This window comes from Xanthomonas sp. NCPPB 2933 (genome assembly GCF_056725225.1).
The window spans coordinates 739,961-758,179 of record NZ_CM161518.1; the positions used below are offsets into that span (position 1 = coordinate 739,961).

At 64.8% G+C, this 18,219-nt stretch carries 15 protein-coding genes; 9 read left to right on the forward strand and 6 right to left on the reverse strand.

Features of this window, described 5'->3' with window-relative positions:
* The first annotated feature begins 250 nt into the window (after positions 1–250).
* From AC1PLU_RS03180 to glnE, 7 genes are all read left to right on the forward strand, one after another.
* A complete protein-coding gene (locus tag AC1PLU_RS03180; protein ID WP_043909174.1) occupies positions 251–760 on the forward strand; it encodes a sigma-70 family RNA polymerase sigma factor in 510 nt (169 codons plus the stop codon).
* 9 nt (positions 761–769) lie between these two features.
* On the forward strand, positions 770–1,819 hold the full coding sequence (locus AC1PLU_RS03185) for a FecR domain-containing protein (protein WP_481107682.1): 1,050 nt from the start codon (positions 770–772) through the stop codon (positions 1,817–1,819).
* 118 nt (positions 1,820–1,937) lie between these two features.
* Positions 1,938–4,466: a TonB-dependent siderophore receptor gene (locus tag AC1PLU_RS03190; protein ID WP_481107683.1), complete on the forward strand. Its 2,529-nt coding sequence runs from the start codon at positions 1,938–1,940 to the stop codon at positions 4,464–4,466.
* Positions 4,467–4,506: 40 nt separating this feature from the next.
* The gene (locus AC1PLU_RS03195) at positions 4,507–6,129 is read left to right on the forward strand and encodes a PepSY-associated TM helix domain-containing protein (protein WP_481107684.1); all 1,623 of its coding nucleotides are present in this window, start codon (positions 4,507–4,509) and stop codon (positions 6,127–6,129) included.
* On the forward strand, positions 6,126–6,449 hold the full coding sequence (locus AC1PLU_RS03200; protein WP_481107685.1) for a hypothetical protein: 324 nt from the start codon (positions 6,126–6,128) through the stop codon (positions 6,447–6,449). Before AC1PLU_RS03195 ends, AC1PLU_RS03200 begins: the two co-directional genes overlap by 4 nt.
* Entirely contained in the window at positions 6,449–6,787 is a 339-nt protein-coding gene (locus AC1PLU_RS03205; RefSeq protein ID WP_481107686.1) for a DUF3325 domain-containing protein, read from the forward strand. Before AC1PLU_RS03200 ends, AC1PLU_RS03205 begins: the two co-directional genes overlap by 1 nt.
* 1,263 nt (positions 6,788–8,050) lie before the next feature.
* The gene (gene glnE, locus AC1PLU_RS03210; protein ID WP_481107687.1) at positions 8,051–10,876 is read left to right on the forward strand and encodes a bifunctional [glutamate--ammonia ligase]-adenylyl-L-tyrosine phosphorylase/[glutamate--ammonia-ligase] adenylyltransferase; all 2,826 of its coding nucleotides are present in this window, start codon (positions 8,051–8,053) and stop codon (positions 10,874–10,876) included.
* 109 nt (positions 10,877–10,985) lie between these two features.
* Here the strand turns inward: glnE and AC1PLU_RS03215 are convergent, their stop codons facing one another.
* From AC1PLU_RS03215 to AC1PLU_RS03240, 6 genes are all read right to left on the reverse strand, one after another.
* Positions 10,986–11,315, reverse strand: a complete 330-nt coding sequence (locus AC1PLU_RS03215) for a cyclophilin-like fold protein (RefSeq protein WP_481107688.1) — start codon at positions 11,313–11,315, stop codon at positions 10,986–10,988.
* Between the two features lie 198 nt (positions 11,316–11,513).
* Positions 11,514–12,539, reverse strand: a complete 1,026-nt coding sequence (locus AC1PLU_RS03220; RefSeq protein WP_481107689.1) for an alpha/beta hydrolase — start codon at positions 12,537–12,539, stop codon at positions 11,514–11,516.
* A gap of 493 nt (positions 12,540–13,032) precedes the next feature.
* On the reverse strand, positions 13,033–13,590 hold the full coding sequence (locus AC1PLU_RS03225; RefSeq protein WP_115037510.1) for a VUT family protein: 558 nt from the start codon (positions 13,588–13,590) through the stop codon (positions 13,033–13,035).
* 220 nt (positions 13,591–13,810) lie between these two features.
* Entirely contained in the window at positions 13,811–14,314 is a 504-nt protein-coding gene (locus tag AC1PLU_RS03230; RefSeq protein ID WP_481107690.1) for a hypothetical protein, read from the reverse strand.
* Complete coding sequence (locus tag AC1PLU_RS03235) at positions 14,311–15,168, reverse strand: DUF2145 domain-containing protein (protein ID WP_481108452.1); 858 nt, start codon at positions 15,166–15,168, stop codon at positions 14,311–14,313. The genes AC1PLU_RS03230 and AC1PLU_RS03235 overlap by 4 nt, the downstream gene beginning before the upstream one ends.
* Before the next feature lie 55 nt (positions 15,169–15,223).
* A complete protein-coding gene (locus AC1PLU_RS03240; protein WP_481108453.1) occupies positions 15,224–16,171 on the reverse strand; it encodes a mitochondrial fission ELM1 family protein in 948 nt (315 codons plus the stop codon).
* A gap of 136 nt (positions 16,172–16,307) precedes the next feature.
* On the opposite strand from AC1PLU_RS03240, the gene AC1PLU_RS03245 reads away from it, so the two are divergent.
* Together AC1PLU_RS03245 and AC1PLU_RS03250 are read left to right on the forward strand one after the other, a co-directional pair.
* Positions 16,308–16,898 (forward strand): malonic semialdehyde reductase, encoded by a 591-nt coding sequence (locus AC1PLU_RS03245; RefSeq protein ID WP_481107691.1) that lies wholly within the window; start codon positions 16,308–16,310, stop codon positions 16,896–16,898.
* 92 nt (positions 16,899–16,990) lie between these two features.
* Positions 16,991–17,722, forward strand: a complete 732-nt coding sequence (locus AC1PLU_RS03250) for a YceI family protein (protein ID WP_481107692.1) — start codon at positions 16,991–16,993, stop codon at positions 17,720–17,722.
* Positions 17,723–18,219: the final 497 nt, after the last annotated feature.

The following is an 18,219-nucleotide window of genomic DNA, read 5'->3' on the forward strand; positions in this document are numbered from 1 at the left end:
TTTGGCGAGTCAAGTCACCGCGATCTGCGCTCAGCGGGAAAAACGCCTGAAGTCAGCCGGCTGGCCCAGGCCAGCCCTGCCTCGTAACGTGCCTCGCAATGGGCAGCATCGGCCGGCAACCGGAAGCCAGTGAGATAGGCCGGCCCTGAGCGGGCGCCTGCACCCGCCGCCGGCATCCGCTAGAATGAGATCAATTCTCATTTATCGCCGGACGCCTCGCGGTCCGGGCTCAGCCGTTCAGGAGGTCATCGTGTCGGTCACGCAAGGCGCGCTTCATCAACAGGTGGAGCGCCTGTACACCGACCACCATGGCTGGCTGCAGGGCTGGCTGCGGCGCAAGCTGGGCGATGCGTTCGTGGCCGCCGACCTGGCGCAGGACACCTTCATCAGCGTGATCAATGCCGGTGCGGCCGCCGAGATCCGCGAGCCACGGCCGTTCCTGGCCACCATCGCGCGCCGGTTGATGGCGCACCGGCAGCGCCGCAAGCTGCTGGAAACCAGTTACCTGGAAATGCTGGCGGCGCTGCCGGAAGAAGTGGCGCCGTCGCCGGAGCTGCAACTGCTGGCGCTGGAAGCGGTGCAGCAGCTGGACCAGGCGCTGGACGGCCTGCCGCCCAAGGTGAAAGAGGCCTTTTTGCTGGCCCATCTGCAGGAGCTGAGCTACGCGCAGATCGCGCAGCGGCTGGGTGTGTCCAGCAGCTCGGTGAAGCAATACCTCACGCGTGCCAACCGGCATTGCCTGTTCGCGCTCTCGGCGTGAGTCGCGCAGATGGGTGATGCCGCGTCCCGCAGCGCGCAGTCCCTTGGCGCCCAGCGGCTACTGCTGGCCGGCGGACAGCCGATCAGTGCGCAGGTCGCCGATGCGGCAGCCGAGTGGCTGACGCTGCTGATGTCCGGCAGCGCCAGCCAGGCGCAGCTGCAGCAATGGCAGCAGTGGCGCGATGCGCATCCGGATCATGCGCGCGCGTGGGCGCATATTGAATCGGTGACCGGGCGGCTGAAGACGCTGACGCCGCAGGCGGCGTATCGCAGTCTGTCGCCGTATGCCGGCAACAACGGCCAGGCATCGCCGGGGCGGCGCAAGGCGCTGAATCTGCTGCTGTGGGGCGGGGTGGCCGGTGCTACCGGCCTGCTGGTCTCGCGCACCGAACCCTGGCAGCGCGCCACCGCCGACTACGCCACCGCAACGGGGCAGCGCCGCGACCTGCAGCTGCAGGACGGCAGCCGCATCACGCTCAATACGCGCAGCGCCATCGATGTGCGTTTCGATGCGCAACAACGGCTGCTGCAGTTGCTGGCCGGCGAAATCCTGGTGACTACCGCGCACGCATTGGGCGCCGGCCACGATGCGCGGCCGTTCGTGGTGCGCACTGCGCAAGGCGATATCCATGCGCTGGGCACGCGCTTTTGCGTGCGCCAGGACGAGGGCGACACGCAGGTGAGCGTGCTGGAAAGCGCGGTGGAGGTGCGGCCGCATGCGGCGGAAAACGCGTCTGGGCGCGTGCATGCGGGAGAGCAGTGTCGTTTTACCGCCGAGGCGCTCGGCGCCATCGCCCCAGTCGATGCGCAGGCGGCGGCCTGGGTACGCGGCCAGTTGATCGCCGACGAATTGCGTCTGGATGCCTTCATCGCCGAACTGGGCCGGTATCGCCCCGGCCTCCTGCGCTGCGATCCGGCGGTGGGCGCGCTGCGCGTCTCAGGCGTCTTTCCGCTGGACGACACCGAGCGCATCCTGGCGATGCTGCCCAGCGTGCTGCCGGTGCGGTTGAGCCGGCGCAGCCGGTATTGGGTGACGGTGCAGGCGGCCGGGCAGGGCTAAGGCGCTGCCCGGCGGCACGTCGACAAAAAAAGTTTGCTGCCGGCCTGCCCGATCGCCGCAGTTGCGGCACCTCCACAATGACGGTGTCAGTGCGACACCAACATCTTGTGGAAACAGCATGTCGATCACTGCCCGCCGCGGCCAACGTTTTTCTTCTTCGTTTCAGCGTATCGCCTCTGTACGGGCAGCACAGCGGCCCATCAGCACGGCAGTTGCGATTGCGCTGTGCAGTCTGGCGCTGTGTGCAGGCATGCCCGATGCAATGGCGCAAAACGCAGCCGCCACGCAGGATGTGCGGCAGAGTTATCGCATTCCCGCCGGCCCGCTGGCACCGGCGCTGCGCAACCTGGCCGGTTCGGCCAACCTGTTGCTGAGCTTCACCGCCGCGCAGACCGACGGCAAGACCACCGCCGGGCTGGATGGCAGCTACACCGCACCTGCCGCCTTGGCTGCGTTACTGGCTGGTAGCGGGTTGCAGGCGGTGCCGTTGGACACCGGCGGCTATGTGCTGCGCGCCGCGCCACGGGTGAGCGCGACCAGGGGCGAAGTGGATGCGTGGCTGCTGCCGACCGTCAAGGTGACCGCGCAGGCCAACCGCAGTGCGGCCACCAGCGGCACCGGCAGCTATACCGCGCGTGCGGTGAGCATCGGCCGCGGCGAGCAATCGCTCAAGGACATCCCGCAGTCGATCAGCGTGGTGACCCGCCAGTTGATGGACGAGCAGAACATCACCTCGGTCTACGACGCGCTGGCCAGCACCACCGGCATCACCATCGTGCAGAGCCCGCAGGGCGGCAAGTACATCTATTCGCGTGGGTTCGACATCACCACGGTGCAGTACGACGGCGTGCCGCTCAATCGCGGCATGTACGGCCGGGCCAGCAACTACAGCGCCAACATGGGCATCTACGATCGCGCCGAAGTGCTGCGCGGTGCGGCCGGCTTGCTGCAGGGCGCGGGCAATCCCGGGGGTGCAGTGAATCTGGTGCGCAAGCGCCCGCTGGATGTGCCGGGCGTGAGCGTGATGGTGCAGGGTGGCACGTGGGATCGCTACGGCGCACTGATCGATGGCAGCGCCAACCTCACTGCCGATGGCGCGTTGCGCGCGCGCGGGGTGATCGACTATCAGGACCAGGGCTCGTTTGTGGATGGCGTCAAGCGCCGCACGCCCACCTACTACGGCACGCTCGATTACGCGTTCTCGCCGCAGACCCAGCTCAGCCTGGGCGTGAGTTACGAACAGGTCGAAGGCCGGCCGTTCTTCGGCGGCTTGCCCAGCTTCAGCGATGGCCGCGATATCGGCCTGCCGCGCGAGACCAATCTGGGCGCGCAGTGGAACCGGCAGTCCTCGTCCAACCGCGGGCTGTATCTGGACCTCGACCATCGCTTCAATGCCGATTGGGTGTTCAAGCTCAGTGCGGTGCAGGTGCGCGAGCTGCACGATCTGAAATACGCCAGCTCCAGCCGTGCGATCAATCCGGCCAACGGCACCGGCGCCTTGTTGGCGGCACGCACCATCTCCGATACGGATGCGTTCGGCTTCGATGCCAATGTGATCGGGCATTTCAACGCACTGGGCCGCCGGCATGAGCTGGTACTGGGCAGTAACTTCGCCGAGAACACGGTCGACACCGTCTACGGCACCAAGAACAACTTCCAGACCTTCAACGTGTTCGATCTGCAACGCAATGTGCGGGCGATCAGCGATGACGAAATTTTTGCCAATGCGCGCGAGGCACGGCATGGCACCTCGCGCGAGTTCGGCCTGTACGGTGCGTTGCGTTGGCAGTTGAGCGACCCGCTCAAAGCCATCGTCGGCACCCGTGTGAGCTGGCACGACACGCAGTGGAACACCACCACCACCGGGCTGTCGCCGTCGCAATCGATCGAGCACACCCGCGAGACCGGTCAGGTCACGCCATATGCCGGCCTGTTGTACGCGTTGAGCCCGAACTGGTCGGCCTATGCCAGTTATACGGACATCTTCCAGCCGCAGAACGCGCAGACCGAAGCCGGCGACATGCTCAAGCCGATGACCGGTGCCAACTACGAGTTGGGCATCAAGGGCGACTGGCTGGATGGCCGCATCAACACCGCCTTTGCGCTGTTCCAGATCGAGCAGAAGAACCGCGCGCAGGCCGACCTGACCACCAGCCCCACCTGCCGCAACAACGACTTCTGCTACATCGACAGCGGCAAGGTGCGCAGCCGCGGATTCGATGCCGAAGTGAGCGGGGAGGTGCTGCGCGACTGGAATGTGTTTGCCGGTTACACCTTCAACCGCACCACCTATCTGCAGGATGTCACCAGCCAGGGGCAGGCCTTCAATAGCTATACGCCCAAGCATTTGCTGCGGGTATGGACGACGTATCGGTTGCCGGGCGTGTTGCAGGATGTGACCGTTGGCGGCGGTGTCAGTGCGCAGAGTGCGGCGTATCGGCAGATCGGCACCGCCATCGCACCGATCGAAGGACGGGCGGTGTGGAATGCATTGGCGCGCTATCAGGTCAACCGGCAATGGTCGCTGGCGGTCAACCTCAACAACGTGTTCGACAAGCAGTACTACAACACGCTATCCAGCTTCGTTAACGGCCGCTATTACGGCGAACCACGCAATGTGATGGTGACCCTGCGCGGCGCGCTGTAATGCAGGCATCGGCAATGAGGTGGTGCGTGGCGATGGCAGCATGAAGGAGGGGTTTCGCCAAAGCATGGCGTGGCTGCATACCTGGTGCGGCCTCACCTGCGGCTGGTTGCTGTGCGCGATCTTCTTGACCGGCACGCTCAGCGTGTTTCGCGACCCGATCACCCGCTGGATGCAGGCCGCACCTGCCTTGCCGAGTGCGAGCACGCACACTGCGTTACCGGAACAAGCACTGGTGCCGCGTGCATTGGCACAGCTGCGTCAGCTGGCGCCGCAGGCACGCCTGTGGCGGATCACCTTGCCTGCGTATCCAGGTGAGGCGCTGACGCTGTTCTGGCGTACGCCGGATGGCCAGGGCCAGGCGTCACTGGATCCCGGTAGCGGCGAAGTCTTGCCGTCGCCGTGGGGCCGGCAGACCGAAGGCGGCCGGCATTTCATGAGCTTCCACTACACCTTGCACGGCGGCATTCCCGGCTATTGGCTGGTGGGCTGGGTATCGATGTGCGGGCTGATCGCGCTGGTGTCCGGGGTGATCGTGCACAAGCGGATCTTTCTGGATTTCTTCACCTTTCGCCCGGGCAAGGGCCAGCGGTCGTGGCTGGATGCGCACAACGCAACGGCGGTGCTGACGCTGCCGTTTCTGCTGATGATCGTCTACACCGGGCTGACGTATTTCTACACCAGCTACATGCCCGCGCCGTTGCATGCGGTATATGGCAGCGATGAGGACGCGTACACGCGGTATGCCGATGATCTGTCGCCGGCGTCGCCTGTTGCAGGTGCCGACGCCACTGCGCTGAACAGCGTGCCTGCCTATCTGCCGGAGCTGGTGCAGCGCGCTGCGGTACTCAACGGCGCGCCTGCGCAAACGTTGGTGATCGAGCGCCCCGATCAACCCGGCAGCAAGCTGCGTGTGATTGCGCCTGTGGCCGATACCGGCAGCTCGCGGCGTCTGCTCAATCCAGCCAATAGCGTGGTGTTCGATGCGAATAGCGGCGCGGTGCTGGAGCGGCATGCAGACGCCTCACGTACCGACGTGCGCGCGCAGGATGTGGAAGAGGTCATCAAGACCTTGCATGTGGCCGGTTTCGGCGGCTGGACCAGCAAGTGGCTGTATTTCATCTGCGGCCTGGCCGGCACCTTGATGATGGCGACCGGCACGCTGCTGTTTTCGATCAAGCGGCGTCGGCGCAGCGAGCAGGAGTTTGGTGTGGCCACCGACGGCATCTATCGGGTGGTGGAAGCGCTCAATGTCGCCGCGCTTGCCGGAACCGCATTGGCGAGCATTGCGTATTTCTATGCCAACCGCTTGGTGCCGGCTGCGCAGGCCGAGCGCGTGCAGATCGAAATCCATGCATTCCTATGGGTGTGGATGGCCACGCTGCTGCATGCGCTGCTGCGCCCGCCTGCACGTGCATGGGTGGAGCAATTGGCAATGACCGCGCTGCTGTGTCTTGGTTTGCCGCTGCTCAATGCGCTGACGACCGGGCAACACGTTGGCGTGTATCTGGCTGCCGGCGATCTGCAGCGCGCCGGGGTCGAGCTGGTCTCGCTCGCTTTGGCTGTGGCGTTTGCGTACGCATCGTATCGCGCGTATCGCAGTGCCATGCGGCCTGCGCCGGTGCGTGCCAAACGGGGCGCCACTGCCGCGAGGGATGCGTTGTGAATCGTGCTTCCAGCACTGCATCGGTAACGCGCGATCGCTGGTCGGTCGCCGGTCGCGTGCTGGCCGCCAGTGTCGGTGGCTATGCACTGACCTCCATCGGCTGCAGCGTGCTGGCGCAGCTGCTGACCCGGTTTGCCGGCGTCTTGCCTGCGGTGGCGGTACTGAGCACAACGTTACTCAGCTTCGTCATCTACACCGTCGTGGTGTTATGGATGTTTCGCGCGCGCAATGCGTTGCGCATGTGGTCGTGGCTGGGCATGTGCCTGGGCGTGCTGGCTGGCGCGAACTGGCTACTGCGGAGCACGCCATGGGTGGGCTGATGACTGCGCTGCTGGGCACGGCGCTCTGCCATGCCGGGATGCTGGCATGGGCCGTGGCGATGCATCGCCATTACGAGCAGCTGACCGGTCGCCGCACTGCACCAGTCACGCAGCGGTGGCTGCTGCGCTCGATCGGTACCTGCCTGTTATTTGCTGCGCTTGTGCTGTGCGTACTCGGTTGGGGCGGCACGGTGGGAACGATGTTGTGGTTGGGGTTTCTCAGCGTGGGCGCGCTGTTGGTGGCGCTGGGCCTGGCGTACGCGCCGCGCTGGAGCGCATGGCTGGCGTTGCTGCTGGGCTGGGTGGCGTGTGTAGTGATTGGCTGGCGCGCGCAGTAGGTGGTGCGGCGTTCGCTGACCAGTGAAGTGAGGTGGGCAATGGCAGTGACGTTGCTCGGATCGAAACGCGCCGACACTCTCCACTGGTCCTTGCCCGCTCATCATCGCGGGACCTTACGCGGCATGGATGCCGCGTAAGAGCCTACACGGACGTACTTGCGGCGTGTCCCGCGATGATGAGCGGGCAAGGGCCCTGCAGCAAAGCCGCAGATCAACGGCTCTGCACTTGACGCATCCACATCGTTCAAACGCCTCTCAAGACGACCGAGAGCTTGAGCTTCAGCGTCGTCTGGATGTTCTCAACCGAGTAAGTCGAGGGCGCGGTGCCCTCACCGCTCGCGGGACACGCCGTGAATCCGTCCGTGGAGGCTCGGTGGCGGCATCCATGCCGCCACACGGTCCCGCAAGCGGCGAGGACACAGCACCAGAGAGTTAGTCGGTCGCTTTCTTAAAAGTTTGTTGGTTGCTCGGCTTACGTTGGAAAGCTAATCGAAACCACGGTTATCCGAACAACATGCATCGTGCATTGCTTGCACCATGCACACCAACCATCTCGAACGGTCCTTGCCCGACCACCGTCGCGGGACCTTACGCGGCATGGATGCCGCGTAAGAGCCTACATGGACGTACTTGCGGCGTGTCCTGCGATGGTGGGCGGGCAAGGGCCTTGCAGCCAAGCCGCAGATCAACCGCTCTGCACTTGACGCATCCACATCGTTTAAACGACTCTCAAGACGAACGAGAACTTGAGCTTCAGCGTCGTTCGGATGTTTCAAAGCCGCGTTGGTCGGCGTTGGTCGAGGGCGCGATGCCCTCACCGCTCGCGGGACACGCCGTGAATCCGTCCATGGAGGCTCAGTGGCGTCATCCATGCCGCCACATGGTCCCGCAATCGGCGAGGTCACCGCACCAGAGAGTGAGTCGGTTGCTTTGTTGAAAGCCTACCCATTGCTCTGCTTGCATTGAGATGCTGATCGAACCCGCGCTTATCCGAATAAGCACATCACGCACTGCTTGCAACCATGCACACCGACCATCTCGACTGGTCCTTGCCCGCCCACCGTCGCGGGACCTTACGCGGCATGGATGCCGCGTAAGAGCCTACATGGACGTACTTGCGGCGTGTCCCGCGATGGGGGGCGGGCAAGGGCCCTGCACGGAAGCCACAGAGCACATGTGTTGTAGTTGTGTTGGCCGCTCTAAACACAGCCGCATCAACCGCAGACAGGTGCCGCCATCACGCAGGGATGCCAGAATCCATGCATGTCGCCGCCCATTGTCTCCGTGTCTCCTGCGCTCACCGCTCTGATCGAGCGGGCCGTAGCGCGCGTCCGTCATGCTCTGCCTGCCGACCAGTCCTGGCCGGGCGATGACGTCGACCAGCGGCTCGAAAAAGTCGCGCTCGCCAGCGAGTTTGCACTCGATACCCTGGCGCGCCAGCCGGCGTTGCTGCAGCACCTGGCGCAGCCCGATCCGCCGCCGTTGCCACTGCCGTTGCTCGATCCCGCACAGCCCCAGGCCTGGCCGGCGCAGCTGCGGCGCTACCGCAGCGCGGAATCCACACGGCTGGTGTGGCGCGATGTGCTCGATCTGGACAGCGTGGATGACACTTTGGCCGGCGCAACCCGCCTGGCCGAAACCTGCCTGCAATGCGGGCTGCAGGCATTGGAGCAGCAATTCCGCGACCGCCACGGCCAAGTGCTTGCCGAAGACGGCAGCGTGCAGCGGCTGGTGGTGTTCGGGCTCGGCAAGCTCGGTGGTGGCGAGCTGAATTTTTCCTCGGATGTGGACCTGGTCTACGCATATCCGCAGAGCGGCCAATCCGATGGCGCGCGCCCGCTGGCCGCCGAGGAATATTTTGCACGTCTGGGCCAGCAGCTGGCCAAGCTGCTCGACGAAACCACTGCCGATGGTTTCAGCCATCGCGTGGATCTGCGTCTGCGCCCGTTCGGCACGGCCGGGCGGGTGGCGTTGTCGTTCACCGGCATGGACCACTACTTTCAGCGCGAAGGCCGCGATTGGGAACGTTATGCCTGGCTCAAGGCGCGTGCGGTGGCCGGCGATATCGCCGCCGGCGAAGCGTGGCTGGAAACGCTGCGGCCGTTCGTCTACCGGCGCTATCTGGACTTCACTGCACTGGATGGCTTGCGTGACATGAAGGCGGCGATCACCGCCGAAGTGGCGCGGCACGATCGACTGGACGACATCAAGCGCGGCCCGGGCGGCATCCGCGAGATCGAGTTTCTGGCGCAATCGTTGCAGCTGATTCGCGGCGGGCGCGAACCGACCCTGCGTGAGCGCCGCCTGTTGCCTGCACTGCGGGCGCTGGTCGCCGCAGGTCAGATGGATGCCGACAACGGCGATGCCTTGATCGAGGCGTACCGCTTCCTGCGCCGGCTCGAAAATCGTCTGCAGATGCTGCGCGATGCACAGACGCACGGCTTGCCGCAGGCAGCGCTGGATCGCGAACGTATTGCGTTGGGCCTGGGCTATGCGGATTGGTCGGCATTGCTGCAGGCACTGGCCCCGCAACGTGCGCGCGTGGCCGCCGAATTTGCCGAGCTACTGGCACCACGCGTCCATGCCGCCGCGCCCGATGCGCTTGCCGATTATTGGCGCGCGTTACCGGAAGGCGATGTCGCGCCGTTGGCAGGCATCGGCTTGCACGATCCAGCCGGCGCGCATCAGGTGCTGGCCGATTTTGCGCAGTCCTCCGGCGTGCGTGCGCTCTCCGATACTGCAGGCGCGCGGCTCGACCGCGTGATGCCGGCGCTGCTGCATGCGGCCACACGGGCCAGCCAGCCCGATGCCGCCGTGCGGCGCATGCTCGGTCTGTTGCAGGCCACCTTGCGCCGCACCAGCTATCTGGCGCTGCTGGACGAACAACCCAGCGCGCTCGCACGCCTGGTCGATGTGCTCTCGCGCAGCGCCTTGCTGGCCGAGCGCCTGGCGGCGCATCCGTTGTTGCTGGACGAATTGCTCGACACCCGCATCAGCGGTCCGTTGCCCGACCGCGCCGCATTGCACGCTGCATGCGGCGACACCTTGCAGATCGACGATACCGAAGCGGCCTTGCGCGAACTCAACGAGCGCCGGCTCGCGTTGAGTTTTCGTATCGCACTGGCCACGCTCGATGGTCGCCAACAACCCGTAGACAGTACCCAGCAACTGGCCTGGCTTGCCGAGGCGGTGGTGCAGACGGTGTTGCAGCTGGCACGCCGCGAATTGGTCGCCGCGCATGGGCAGGTGCCCGGCGGCGCGTTCGCCATCATCGGCTACGGCAGTCTGGGCGGCCTGGAGCTGGGCTTCGGCTCGGATCTGGATCTGGTGTTTCTCTACGATCACCCACGCGAGGTGGAAGCCTCCGAGGGCAAGCGACCGCTGGAAGCCGGGCGCTGGTTTGCGCGGCTTGCGCAGAAGGTGATGACATTGCTGGGCGCCGAAACCGGCGCCGGCCGTCTCTACGACATCGATGTGCGGTTGCGCCCGGACGGCGGCAAGGGCGCGTTGGTGTCCTCGCTCGCCAGCTATCGCGACTATCAACGCGATCGTGCCTGGACCTGGGAGCATCAGGCGCTGGTGCGCGCACGTGCGGTGACCGGCGATGCCGCGCTTTGCGAAGCGTTCGCGCAGGTGCGTCGCGAGACGCTGACACGCGTGCGCGACCCCGCACTGCTACACGAGGACGTGCGCAAGATGCGTGCGCGCATGCGCAGCGAACTGGATCGCAGCGATGCCGGGCGACTGGATCTCAAGCAAGGCGCAGGCGGGTTGGTCGATCTGGAATTCCTGTTGCAGGCCGGCGTCCTCGGCCAGGCCGCAGAGCATCCCTCAGTGTTGCTGGCCTGCGCCACGCCCGCATTGATCGACGCGCTGGTGCAGGTGCAGTGGCTACCGGCCGAGAGTGCAGCGCCGCTGCATCACGCCCACGCCACGTTGGTGGAGGCGGGCCTGAGTTGCACGTTGGACCGTCGGCCACGTTTGATCGCGCCGACGCCTGCCATCGCGCAAGCCACGCGCGAGATCTTTGGACGGGCGCGGACGCAGGGTCTGGAGTTTCCGCTCGGCAAGGCTGGCTTTCCGGAATGAGGTTGGCGGCGTTTGAACCGTTGGTCGTCTGCACGCGCATGCGCAGCAGATGCCGGCGGAGCGTTCCCGCGCGACGGTGATGCTGCAGTTTGCGGATGCAGCGGTGGCGTTACGGCTGTGGCATCGGTGATTGGGTCGCGGTCGCGCGTTCGATGGTGGCGGTGAAGCTGGAAGCCCGCGTCAGGGCCGAATGATTCGACACGATGCGCCCTAGCCGCACCAGATCGCGCGACGGTGAGTACGGGCGGTAAAACACCGCAAGATTGCCCCAGGGCACGTAATACATCAGATCCCAGATCTGCGCGTTTCCCGCTGTGCCGGTGCCGCTCAGATCCAGCTTGCCGGGCAGGTAACCGATCTTTTCGGTGGCGTGGAAATCCTCGAACTTGACCGTCATCGGCAAGCGCGACAGCAAGTCGCGCGTGGCCGAATTGTTCACCAGCTCCGCCTCGACAGCGTCAGCACCAATCCGGATCGTGATGTGCATGGAGGAAGGTTTTGTCGGTGGGGAAGTGGGTGCGGCCTGCACTGGCGCGGTGGCAGCGCAGCAGGCAGTGACCAGCAGTGCGCCTGCTAGCGACAGACCGCGGATGCAGCGGAAGGTTGGTGGGCTCTGCATCTGTTCCGCCTCGTTGACTCAATGCAAGTGCTTGCGGAAGAACGCCGTCAGCGTATCGAACGGGATCAGATCGACGCGATCGTACAGATCCACATGCCCGGCGCCCGGCACGATCACCAGTTGCTTGGGCTGCCCGGCAAGGCGGTACGCTTCTTCGCTGAACTCTTTGGAGTGCGCCTGGTCGCCGGTGATGAACAGCATGGGGCGCGGAGAAATCGTTTCGATATCGTTGAACGGGTAGAAGTTCATGAACTTGACGTTGCTGGTCAAGGTCGGGCGCGTGGTGCGCAGTGGCGATTGGCCTTTGGGTGTGTATTCGCCGCGCGGGGTGCGATAGAAATCGTAGAACTCGCGCTCGATGGCGTTCGAGTGCGGGGTCAGTTCCAGCACGGTGCCACCGGTATAGGCGGTCTCGCCGCCGGCGAATTCCACATCGCGCTGCCTGGCTGCCTGAGCAATGACCTGCTTGCGTTGCTCGAGCGACTGCCCATGACGCAGCCCATTGCGATTTGCTGCGCCCATGTCGTACATGCTGACCGTAGCGATCGCCTTCATGCGCGGATCGATCTTGGCCGCGCTGATGACGAAGCTGCCACTGCCGCAGATGCCGATCGCCCCGATCCTGTTGCGATCGACCAGGGGCTGGGCACCGAGAAAATCCACTGCTGCGCTGAAGTCTTCGGCATAGAGATCGGGCGACACCGCATTGCGTGGTTGGCCTTCGCTGGCTCCCCAGAACGAAAGATCCAGCGATAGCGTGACGAAGCCCTGCTCGGCCATCTTGGTCGCATACAGATTGGCGCTTTGCTCCTTCACCGCGCCCATCGGGTGCCCCACCACGATGGCCGGGTGCTTGATGGCCGGGTCCAGGCCGTTGGGCACGAACAGATTGCCGGCCACCGTCATCTGGTACTGATTCTTGAAGGTGACCTTCTGCACGGTGACGCGCGGGCTGGTATAAAAATTATTGGCGCCGTTGGACATGTCTGCTCCGATTGCAGTGAAAGAAATCAACAGTCCCAGAAGCACGATGAGCTTTCTCATTGGACGATCCGTTGTGGTGTGATGTTCAGGAGGGGCGCAGCCAATGGATCTGCGCCTGCACGTGAAGTGCAGCGCGGCTCGATCGCTGTGCTGTTCAATCAATGTGTCCATCTTTTAACGTGGCCCAGCCGCATGGTCTTGCGCGCGGGCAGCGTGCATCGTTGCGCGTTGAGAAAGCTGCACGCCTCGGTAGTGCGGTGATTGGCAACGTCCGCATGCGCCAGCCATCATTTCAGCGGCATCCATGCCGTCCACTGATGGCGCAGTGACGCAAGCCAGTCGATGCGTACCAGGTACAGCGAAGGGTTGAACGATCAGAAAAAACCAGGCATCACGCGGCCGATAAAGACCGTTGCAGTGCCGAGGTGCAAACTCTAATCGCTATCTACCGCCGCAGTATTGCTGCCAGCGGCATGGCGCCATGCATGCAACTCATGAGTCGTAACGACGGATGGCTGGCTGCACGTCCACGGGCAAGGATCCCGCGAGCGCGTCAGACCTTCGCGCGTGGCGCACTCCGCCACAACAGTGCGCGGAACGGGCCGAGCAGAAACACGCCCATGCCCAGCTTCACCGCCAGATCGCCGGCCGCCCAGCTGATCCACGGCAGGCCGGCGCCGGCAAAGGCGATGCTCCAGAAGATCGCCGTATCCAGCGTGGCGCTGCAGGTGGTGGCCACGATCGGCGCGCGCCACCAATTGCCATTGCGCAGACGATCGAACACGCTGATATCCAGCAACTGCGCAGCGATAAACGCGCTGCACGACGCGATTGCGATCCGCGGCGTCGCCAGCCAGATCGACAACACTACCGCGAGCGCAAACCCGCACCAGGCCACCTTGCGCGCTGCGCGTGGGCCGAAGCGCCGATTGATCAGGTTGCTCACCAGAAACGCCAGCGGATACGAAAACGCGCCCCAGGTCAGCCAATCGTTGATCGGGTACTGCACCAGAATATTGGACAACAGCACCACCGCGCCCATGGCCAGCACCGCCCACGTCAAGGCACGTGCGGTGAGCGGAGCGAACAGCGTGGGGGATGTGGTGGACATGGCGGTGCGGCAGTGAGCGATCAGCGCGAATTATCCGCGCGTTGGCGCATGCGGGCCAGTGCGCGCGGGGCCGCCAGTGCGTGCACCAGTACCACGGCGTGGCTGTTCGGCAGACAGTGGCCGACACGCGCGCGCACCGCGCGTAACACCTTGTCCGGAGACGTGAGGCGTCAGCGACACCCCATTGCAGCCGAGAGCTGTTGTACGCAGCGTTCCAGCATCACCAGGTCTTGCTGCTGTTCTGCGCAGCGGCTTCGGCAGTGGGTACGAATGCCAACGCCTGGCCCTGTGGCGACTGCACGGTCCAGCCTGCGCCGGCCGGGCTCGGTTGGAAGGTCACCGTCTCGCCAACGTGGAAGCCCGCAGTCGGGTCGTCCTGGCGTGCCGGCCAGCGCAGCAGGGCGGTGTTGTCGGCTTGCGCTGGATCCTGCAAGTGCACTTCGCAGCCGCCATCGGTGGTTTTCTCCACCGACTTCACCCGCATCGGCGGCAATGGCCCGGCGGAGGTTTTGTTCGATGCATCGCCGAGTGCTTCCGAGCCCCTGCCCACGCTGTGGCCGACAGCGATCGACACGAATACCGGTGCAGATACCACCAGGATCGCCGACATCATCGAGGCATCGCCGCGCGTGATCGTGGTCAAGCCTGCGTGGGCCCGCATCGGCTGACCAAACGCGATGGCCAGCAACAGGCCAAGTCCGGCAGATCGAAGAGGGATGTTCATGGAGACGCTCCGTGCGTGGTGACGCTGTGTGGAATGGAATGATCCTGCTGCAGCACCTGGTGTTGCTGCAGGAAGTCGAACACCGACTCGACCGTGATCACCGAATAATTGCCGGAGATACGCTCGCTGGCAGGATGGTCGGTGACGGCGGCATTGGCGACGAAAAAACGTGCGCCGATGCGCTTGCTCAGATCGAGATGCAGGCGCGTGGGCTGGTAGCCGTTACGCTTGAGCCAGGCTTGCGCTCTGCGCCGATCCTGCACCGGCGCCGGTGTCGCAGAAGGTGCATCGGTCGCCGCCAGCGCTGCTGCCAGCACTTCGAGCACCCATTGATTGGAGTTCTGATACTCGGTGGAAAACGGATAGGCAATCATGCTGTAGCGCGCTTCGTGCAGCGTGTGTGCCAGCGGGGCCGGATCCTGCAACAGCGTGTGTAGCTGCTGCTGCAATGCAGGCGCCAGCACGCCGACGCGCAGATCCGCATTGAGTGCGCTTTCGCCGATGAAGTTGCTCAGGCCTTCGCGATACAGCTCGGAGCTGTCCGACTTGCAGTGATTGAGCAGGTGCTTTACCCGCCAGGTGCCGTCGTCCTCGCGCAGCGCGAAGGCCAGGTGGCTGTGTTTCAACCCGTAGCGGCTCAGATCCTGGCCGCCGCGTGCCAGCAGCACCACCTGCGCACCATCCACTGCATCCAGCGCTTGTTGGGTGGATTTGGCCATGTCGAACATCGCCGCCAGCGTGGCCGGTGTGGGGTAATGCGGGCTGCACACCGGCGCGGCAACGGCGGGCAGTGTGGCACTCAGGCACAGGAGCAACAGCGTTGTTGCAGGCCAGGTGCGTTGTTTGTCTTCCATTTGCATGCGGGTGCATCGTCCTTGTGTCTGCCCCGTGTCACTCACGGCCGCGCCATCATACGTGCAGGCGCTCACGTACCAGGGTGGCAATGCGTTGGGTTTCGCGCAATGGTTCAAGGTGCGGCTGCGCTGCGAACACCGCGCTTGCCTCGCATAGACGTCCGTGCGCTTGCAGTGCCCGAACATATGTCTCAACCCGCCCTTGTGCCTGATCGGCAAATGCTGCGGCCACCGGTACGCGCGTGGCGCAGGCTTCGGAGAGCAGGTTGACCGAGTCGGCGCTGGCCACGATCGCATCGGCCCAACCCAGCAGGCCGGCGTATGGATTTGGCCCATCGCGCGTGTCGCACCACAGCAGGCCTGGCAGATCTGCGCACAGCTTGCGCAGCGTCGTCATTGCCTCCGGCGGAGTGCGTCGCGACGTGGTGACCAGCAGGCTGCCACCGACCGCGTACAGCTGCTCGCGTAGCTGCGCGCACAGCGCCGCCAACGCCTGGGTCGTCCACGGCACATGTGCGGTTGGGCCGCCGATCAGCAGCGCCACGCGCGGGCCGGGCAGGGTGCCGAGCGTGGGGAACGCGGCGCGGCCAGCGGCGAGCCAGGCATCGTCCACCGGGTGCAGGCTGCCGAGCAGGGTGATCACGTTCGCGCCACGCAGCGCATCGTGCTCGGGCACGATCAGCAGATCCCAATGGCGCCGGTCCAGGCGCGGATCCAGGACTTGCACCACCCGGCTACCGCGCGCGCGCAACAGCCGGGTGGCCAGCGCGGCCTGGCGTCCGCAGCCGATCGCCAGCGCCGGTGGCTGCTGCAATTGCCGGGCGAATCCGGGTCCGAATGCGGCCTGGGCGCCCGGCAGCAGGCGCGGCGCAACCCAGCGCCAGGGCGCGCGGGCCTGCAGATGCAGCGCGGTAACCGGCTCTGGCTGCAGCGCACGCGCCAGCGCCTCGGCCTGGCGTGCGTTGCCGGCGCGGCCATCGCTGACCGCCCAGGTCAGCGCCATCGTTTCGAATCCGACATAGATTTGTTTCAGATTGAGCGTGTGTTGCAGCAATCGCGTCACTCTACACTGCGGGTCTTCACACTTGGGCCGGTGCCGCACTCTACTGTCGCCCATTCCTTTGCCTTCCGGAGTCTCCATGTCCGACCTGCTCGACGCTGCCGTGCTGGATCAGCTGTTCCGCACAGCCCGCACGCAAAACGCCTTTCTCGACACGCCCGTCAGCGAAGACCAGCTGCGCCAGCTCTACGAGTTGGTGAAGTGGGGCCCGACTGCCGCCAACGGCTCGCCGGCGCGTTTCGTGTTCGTGACCAGCCCGGAAGGCAAGCAGAAGCTCAAGCCGGCGCTGTCCGAGGCCAACGCCGCCAAGACGCTGGGCGCGCCGGTCACGGTGATCATTGGGTTTGACGAAGAGTTCCACCAAAAGCTGCCGTATCTGTTCCCGCATGCCGATGCCAAGAGCTGGTTCGAAGGTTCGCGCGATATGCGCGTGTCCGGTGCGTTCCGTAACAGCTCGCTGCAGGGCGCCTATCTAATCCTGGCCGCACGTGCGCTGGGTCTGGATGCCGGCCCGATGTCCGGTTTCGACAATGCCAAGGTGGATGCGGCGTTCTTTGCCGGCACGCCGATCAAATCCAATTTCCTGATCAATCTCGGCTACGGTGACCCGGCCGCGTTGTACCCGCGGCTGCCGCGCCTGAGTTTTGACGAAGCCGCACGCATCGAATAAGCGTGCGTCCCTCCTTATCCTGCAGTCCTCGTCCGTCTGCGTTCTGTCCCATCCGCGTTGATCCAACGCGTCTCTCATCACATGGAGTTTCAATGAAGACCACCCACAAACTGCTGCTGCCGCTCGCCCTGACCCTGGCCATCGCCGCCTGCTCCAAGCCGGCCGACAACGCCGCCGCACCGGCCGCCGAAACCCCGGCCGCCACCGCACCGGCCGATGCCGCTGCTGCCCCGGCACCTGCTGCCGCCGAGTCGACCGCCTCGACCGCGCCGGCCGTGACAGTGGCCTCGGGCACCTACACGCTGGACCCGAGCCACACCGACGTGCTGGCGCAGTGGAGCCACTTCGGCTTCTCCAACCCCACCGCGCATTTCGGCAATGTCGACGGCACCCTGGTGTACGACGCGGCCGACGTGACCAAGTCCACCGTGCAGGTCACCCTGCCGCTGTCCGGCTTGAACAGCTTCACCGCCAAGTTCGACGAACACCTCAAGAGCGGTGACTTCTTCGACGCGGCCAAGTTCCCGACCGCCACCTTCAAGAGCACCAAGGTCGAAGCGGCCGGCCCCAACAAGCTGACCGTCACCGGCGATCTGACCATCAAGGATCAGACCAAGCCGGTCGTGCTGGACGTCACCCTCAACGGTGCCGGCGAGCACCCGATGAGGAAGGTGCCGGCCGCTGGTTTCGACGCCACCACCACCATCAAGCGCACCGACTTCGGCGTGGGCCAGTACGCCCCGAACGTCAGCGACGAAGTGAAGATCCGCATCACCACCGAAGCCCTGCAGGCCAAGGCTGGTGACGCTGCTGCTGCGAAGTAATTCGCTGCAAAGGTGATGCATCGGTGTGCGTGATCGCACCGATGTGTGGAACGCAGAAGCCGTTCGATTGGCGTCATGCTGTTCACTGAAGAAAAAACGGCGCCTCTCCATCTCGGTGGGAAGCGCCGTTTTTTTTGGGCGTTGCGGTCGAGGGCGCGGTGTCCTCACCGCCTGCGGGACACGCCGTGAACCCGTCCCTGGAGGCTCGGTGGCGGCATCCATGCCGCCACACGGTCCCGCAAGCGGTGAGGACACCGCACCAGAGAGTTGGTCGGTAGTTTGATGAAAGCCTACCTGTTGATCGCGTTGCGTTTTGCGTTGCGAAGCTGATCGGCCGCGGCGTTATCCAAATAACACACCATGCCTTGCTTGCAACCATGCGCATCGACCATCTGGACTGCTCCTTGCCCGCCCACCGTCGCGGGACCTTACGCGGCATGGATGCCGCGTAAGAGCCTACACGGACGTACTTGCGGCGTGTCCCGCGATGGTAGGCA

Bases quoted from the DNA above. Each gene is read 5' to 3' on its own strand.
- AC1PLU_RS03185 (WP_481107682.1), top strand. From the start codon at position 770: ATGGGTGATGCCGCGTCCCGCAGCGCGCAGTCCCTTGGCGCCCAGCGG.
- AC1PLU_RS03190 (WP_481107683.1), top strand. From the start codon at position 1,938: ATGTCGATCACTGCCCGCCGCGGCCAACGTTTTTCTTCTTCGTTTCAG.
- AC1PLU_RS03195 (WP_481107684.1), top strand. From the start codon at position 4,507: ATGAAGGAGGGGTTTCGCCAAAGCATGGCGTGGCTGCATACCTGGTGC.
- AC1PLU_RS03205 (WP_481107686.1), top strand. From the start codon at position 6,449: ATGACTGCGCTGCTGGGCACGGCGCTCTGCCATGCCGGGATGCTGGCA.
- glnE (WP_481107687.1), top strand. From the start codon at position 8,051: ATGTCGCCGCCCATTGTCTCCGTGTCTCCTGCGCTCACCGCTCTGATC.
- AC1PLU_RS03220 (WP_481107689.1), bottom strand. From the start codon at position 12,539: ATGAGAAAGCTCATCGTGCTTCTGGGACTGTTGATTTCTTTCACTGCA.
- AC1PLU_RS03225 (WP_115037510.1), bottom strand. From the start codon at position 13,590: ATGTCCACCACATCCCCCACGCTGTTCGCTCCGCTCACCGCACGTGCC.
- AC1PLU_RS03230 (WP_481107690.1), bottom strand. From the start codon at position 14,314: ATGAACATCCCTCTTCGATCTGCCGGACTTGGCCTGTTGCTGGCCATC.
- AC1PLU_RS03235 (WP_481108452.1), bottom strand. From the start codon at position 15,168: ATGGAAGACAAACAACGCACCTGGCCTGCAACAACGCTGTTGCTCCTG.
- AC1PLU_RS03240 (WP_481108453.1), bottom strand. From the start codon at position 16,171: ATGGCGCTGACCTGGGCGGTCAGCGATGGCCGCGCCGGCAACGCACGC.
- AC1PLU_RS03245 (WP_481107691.1), top strand. From the start codon at position 16,308: ATGTCCGACCTGCTCGACGCTGCCGTGCTGGATCAGCTGTTCCGCACA.
- AC1PLU_RS03250 (WP_481107692.1), top strand. From the start codon at position 16,991: ATGAAGACCACCCACAAACTGCTGCTGCCGCTCGCCCTGACCCTGGCC.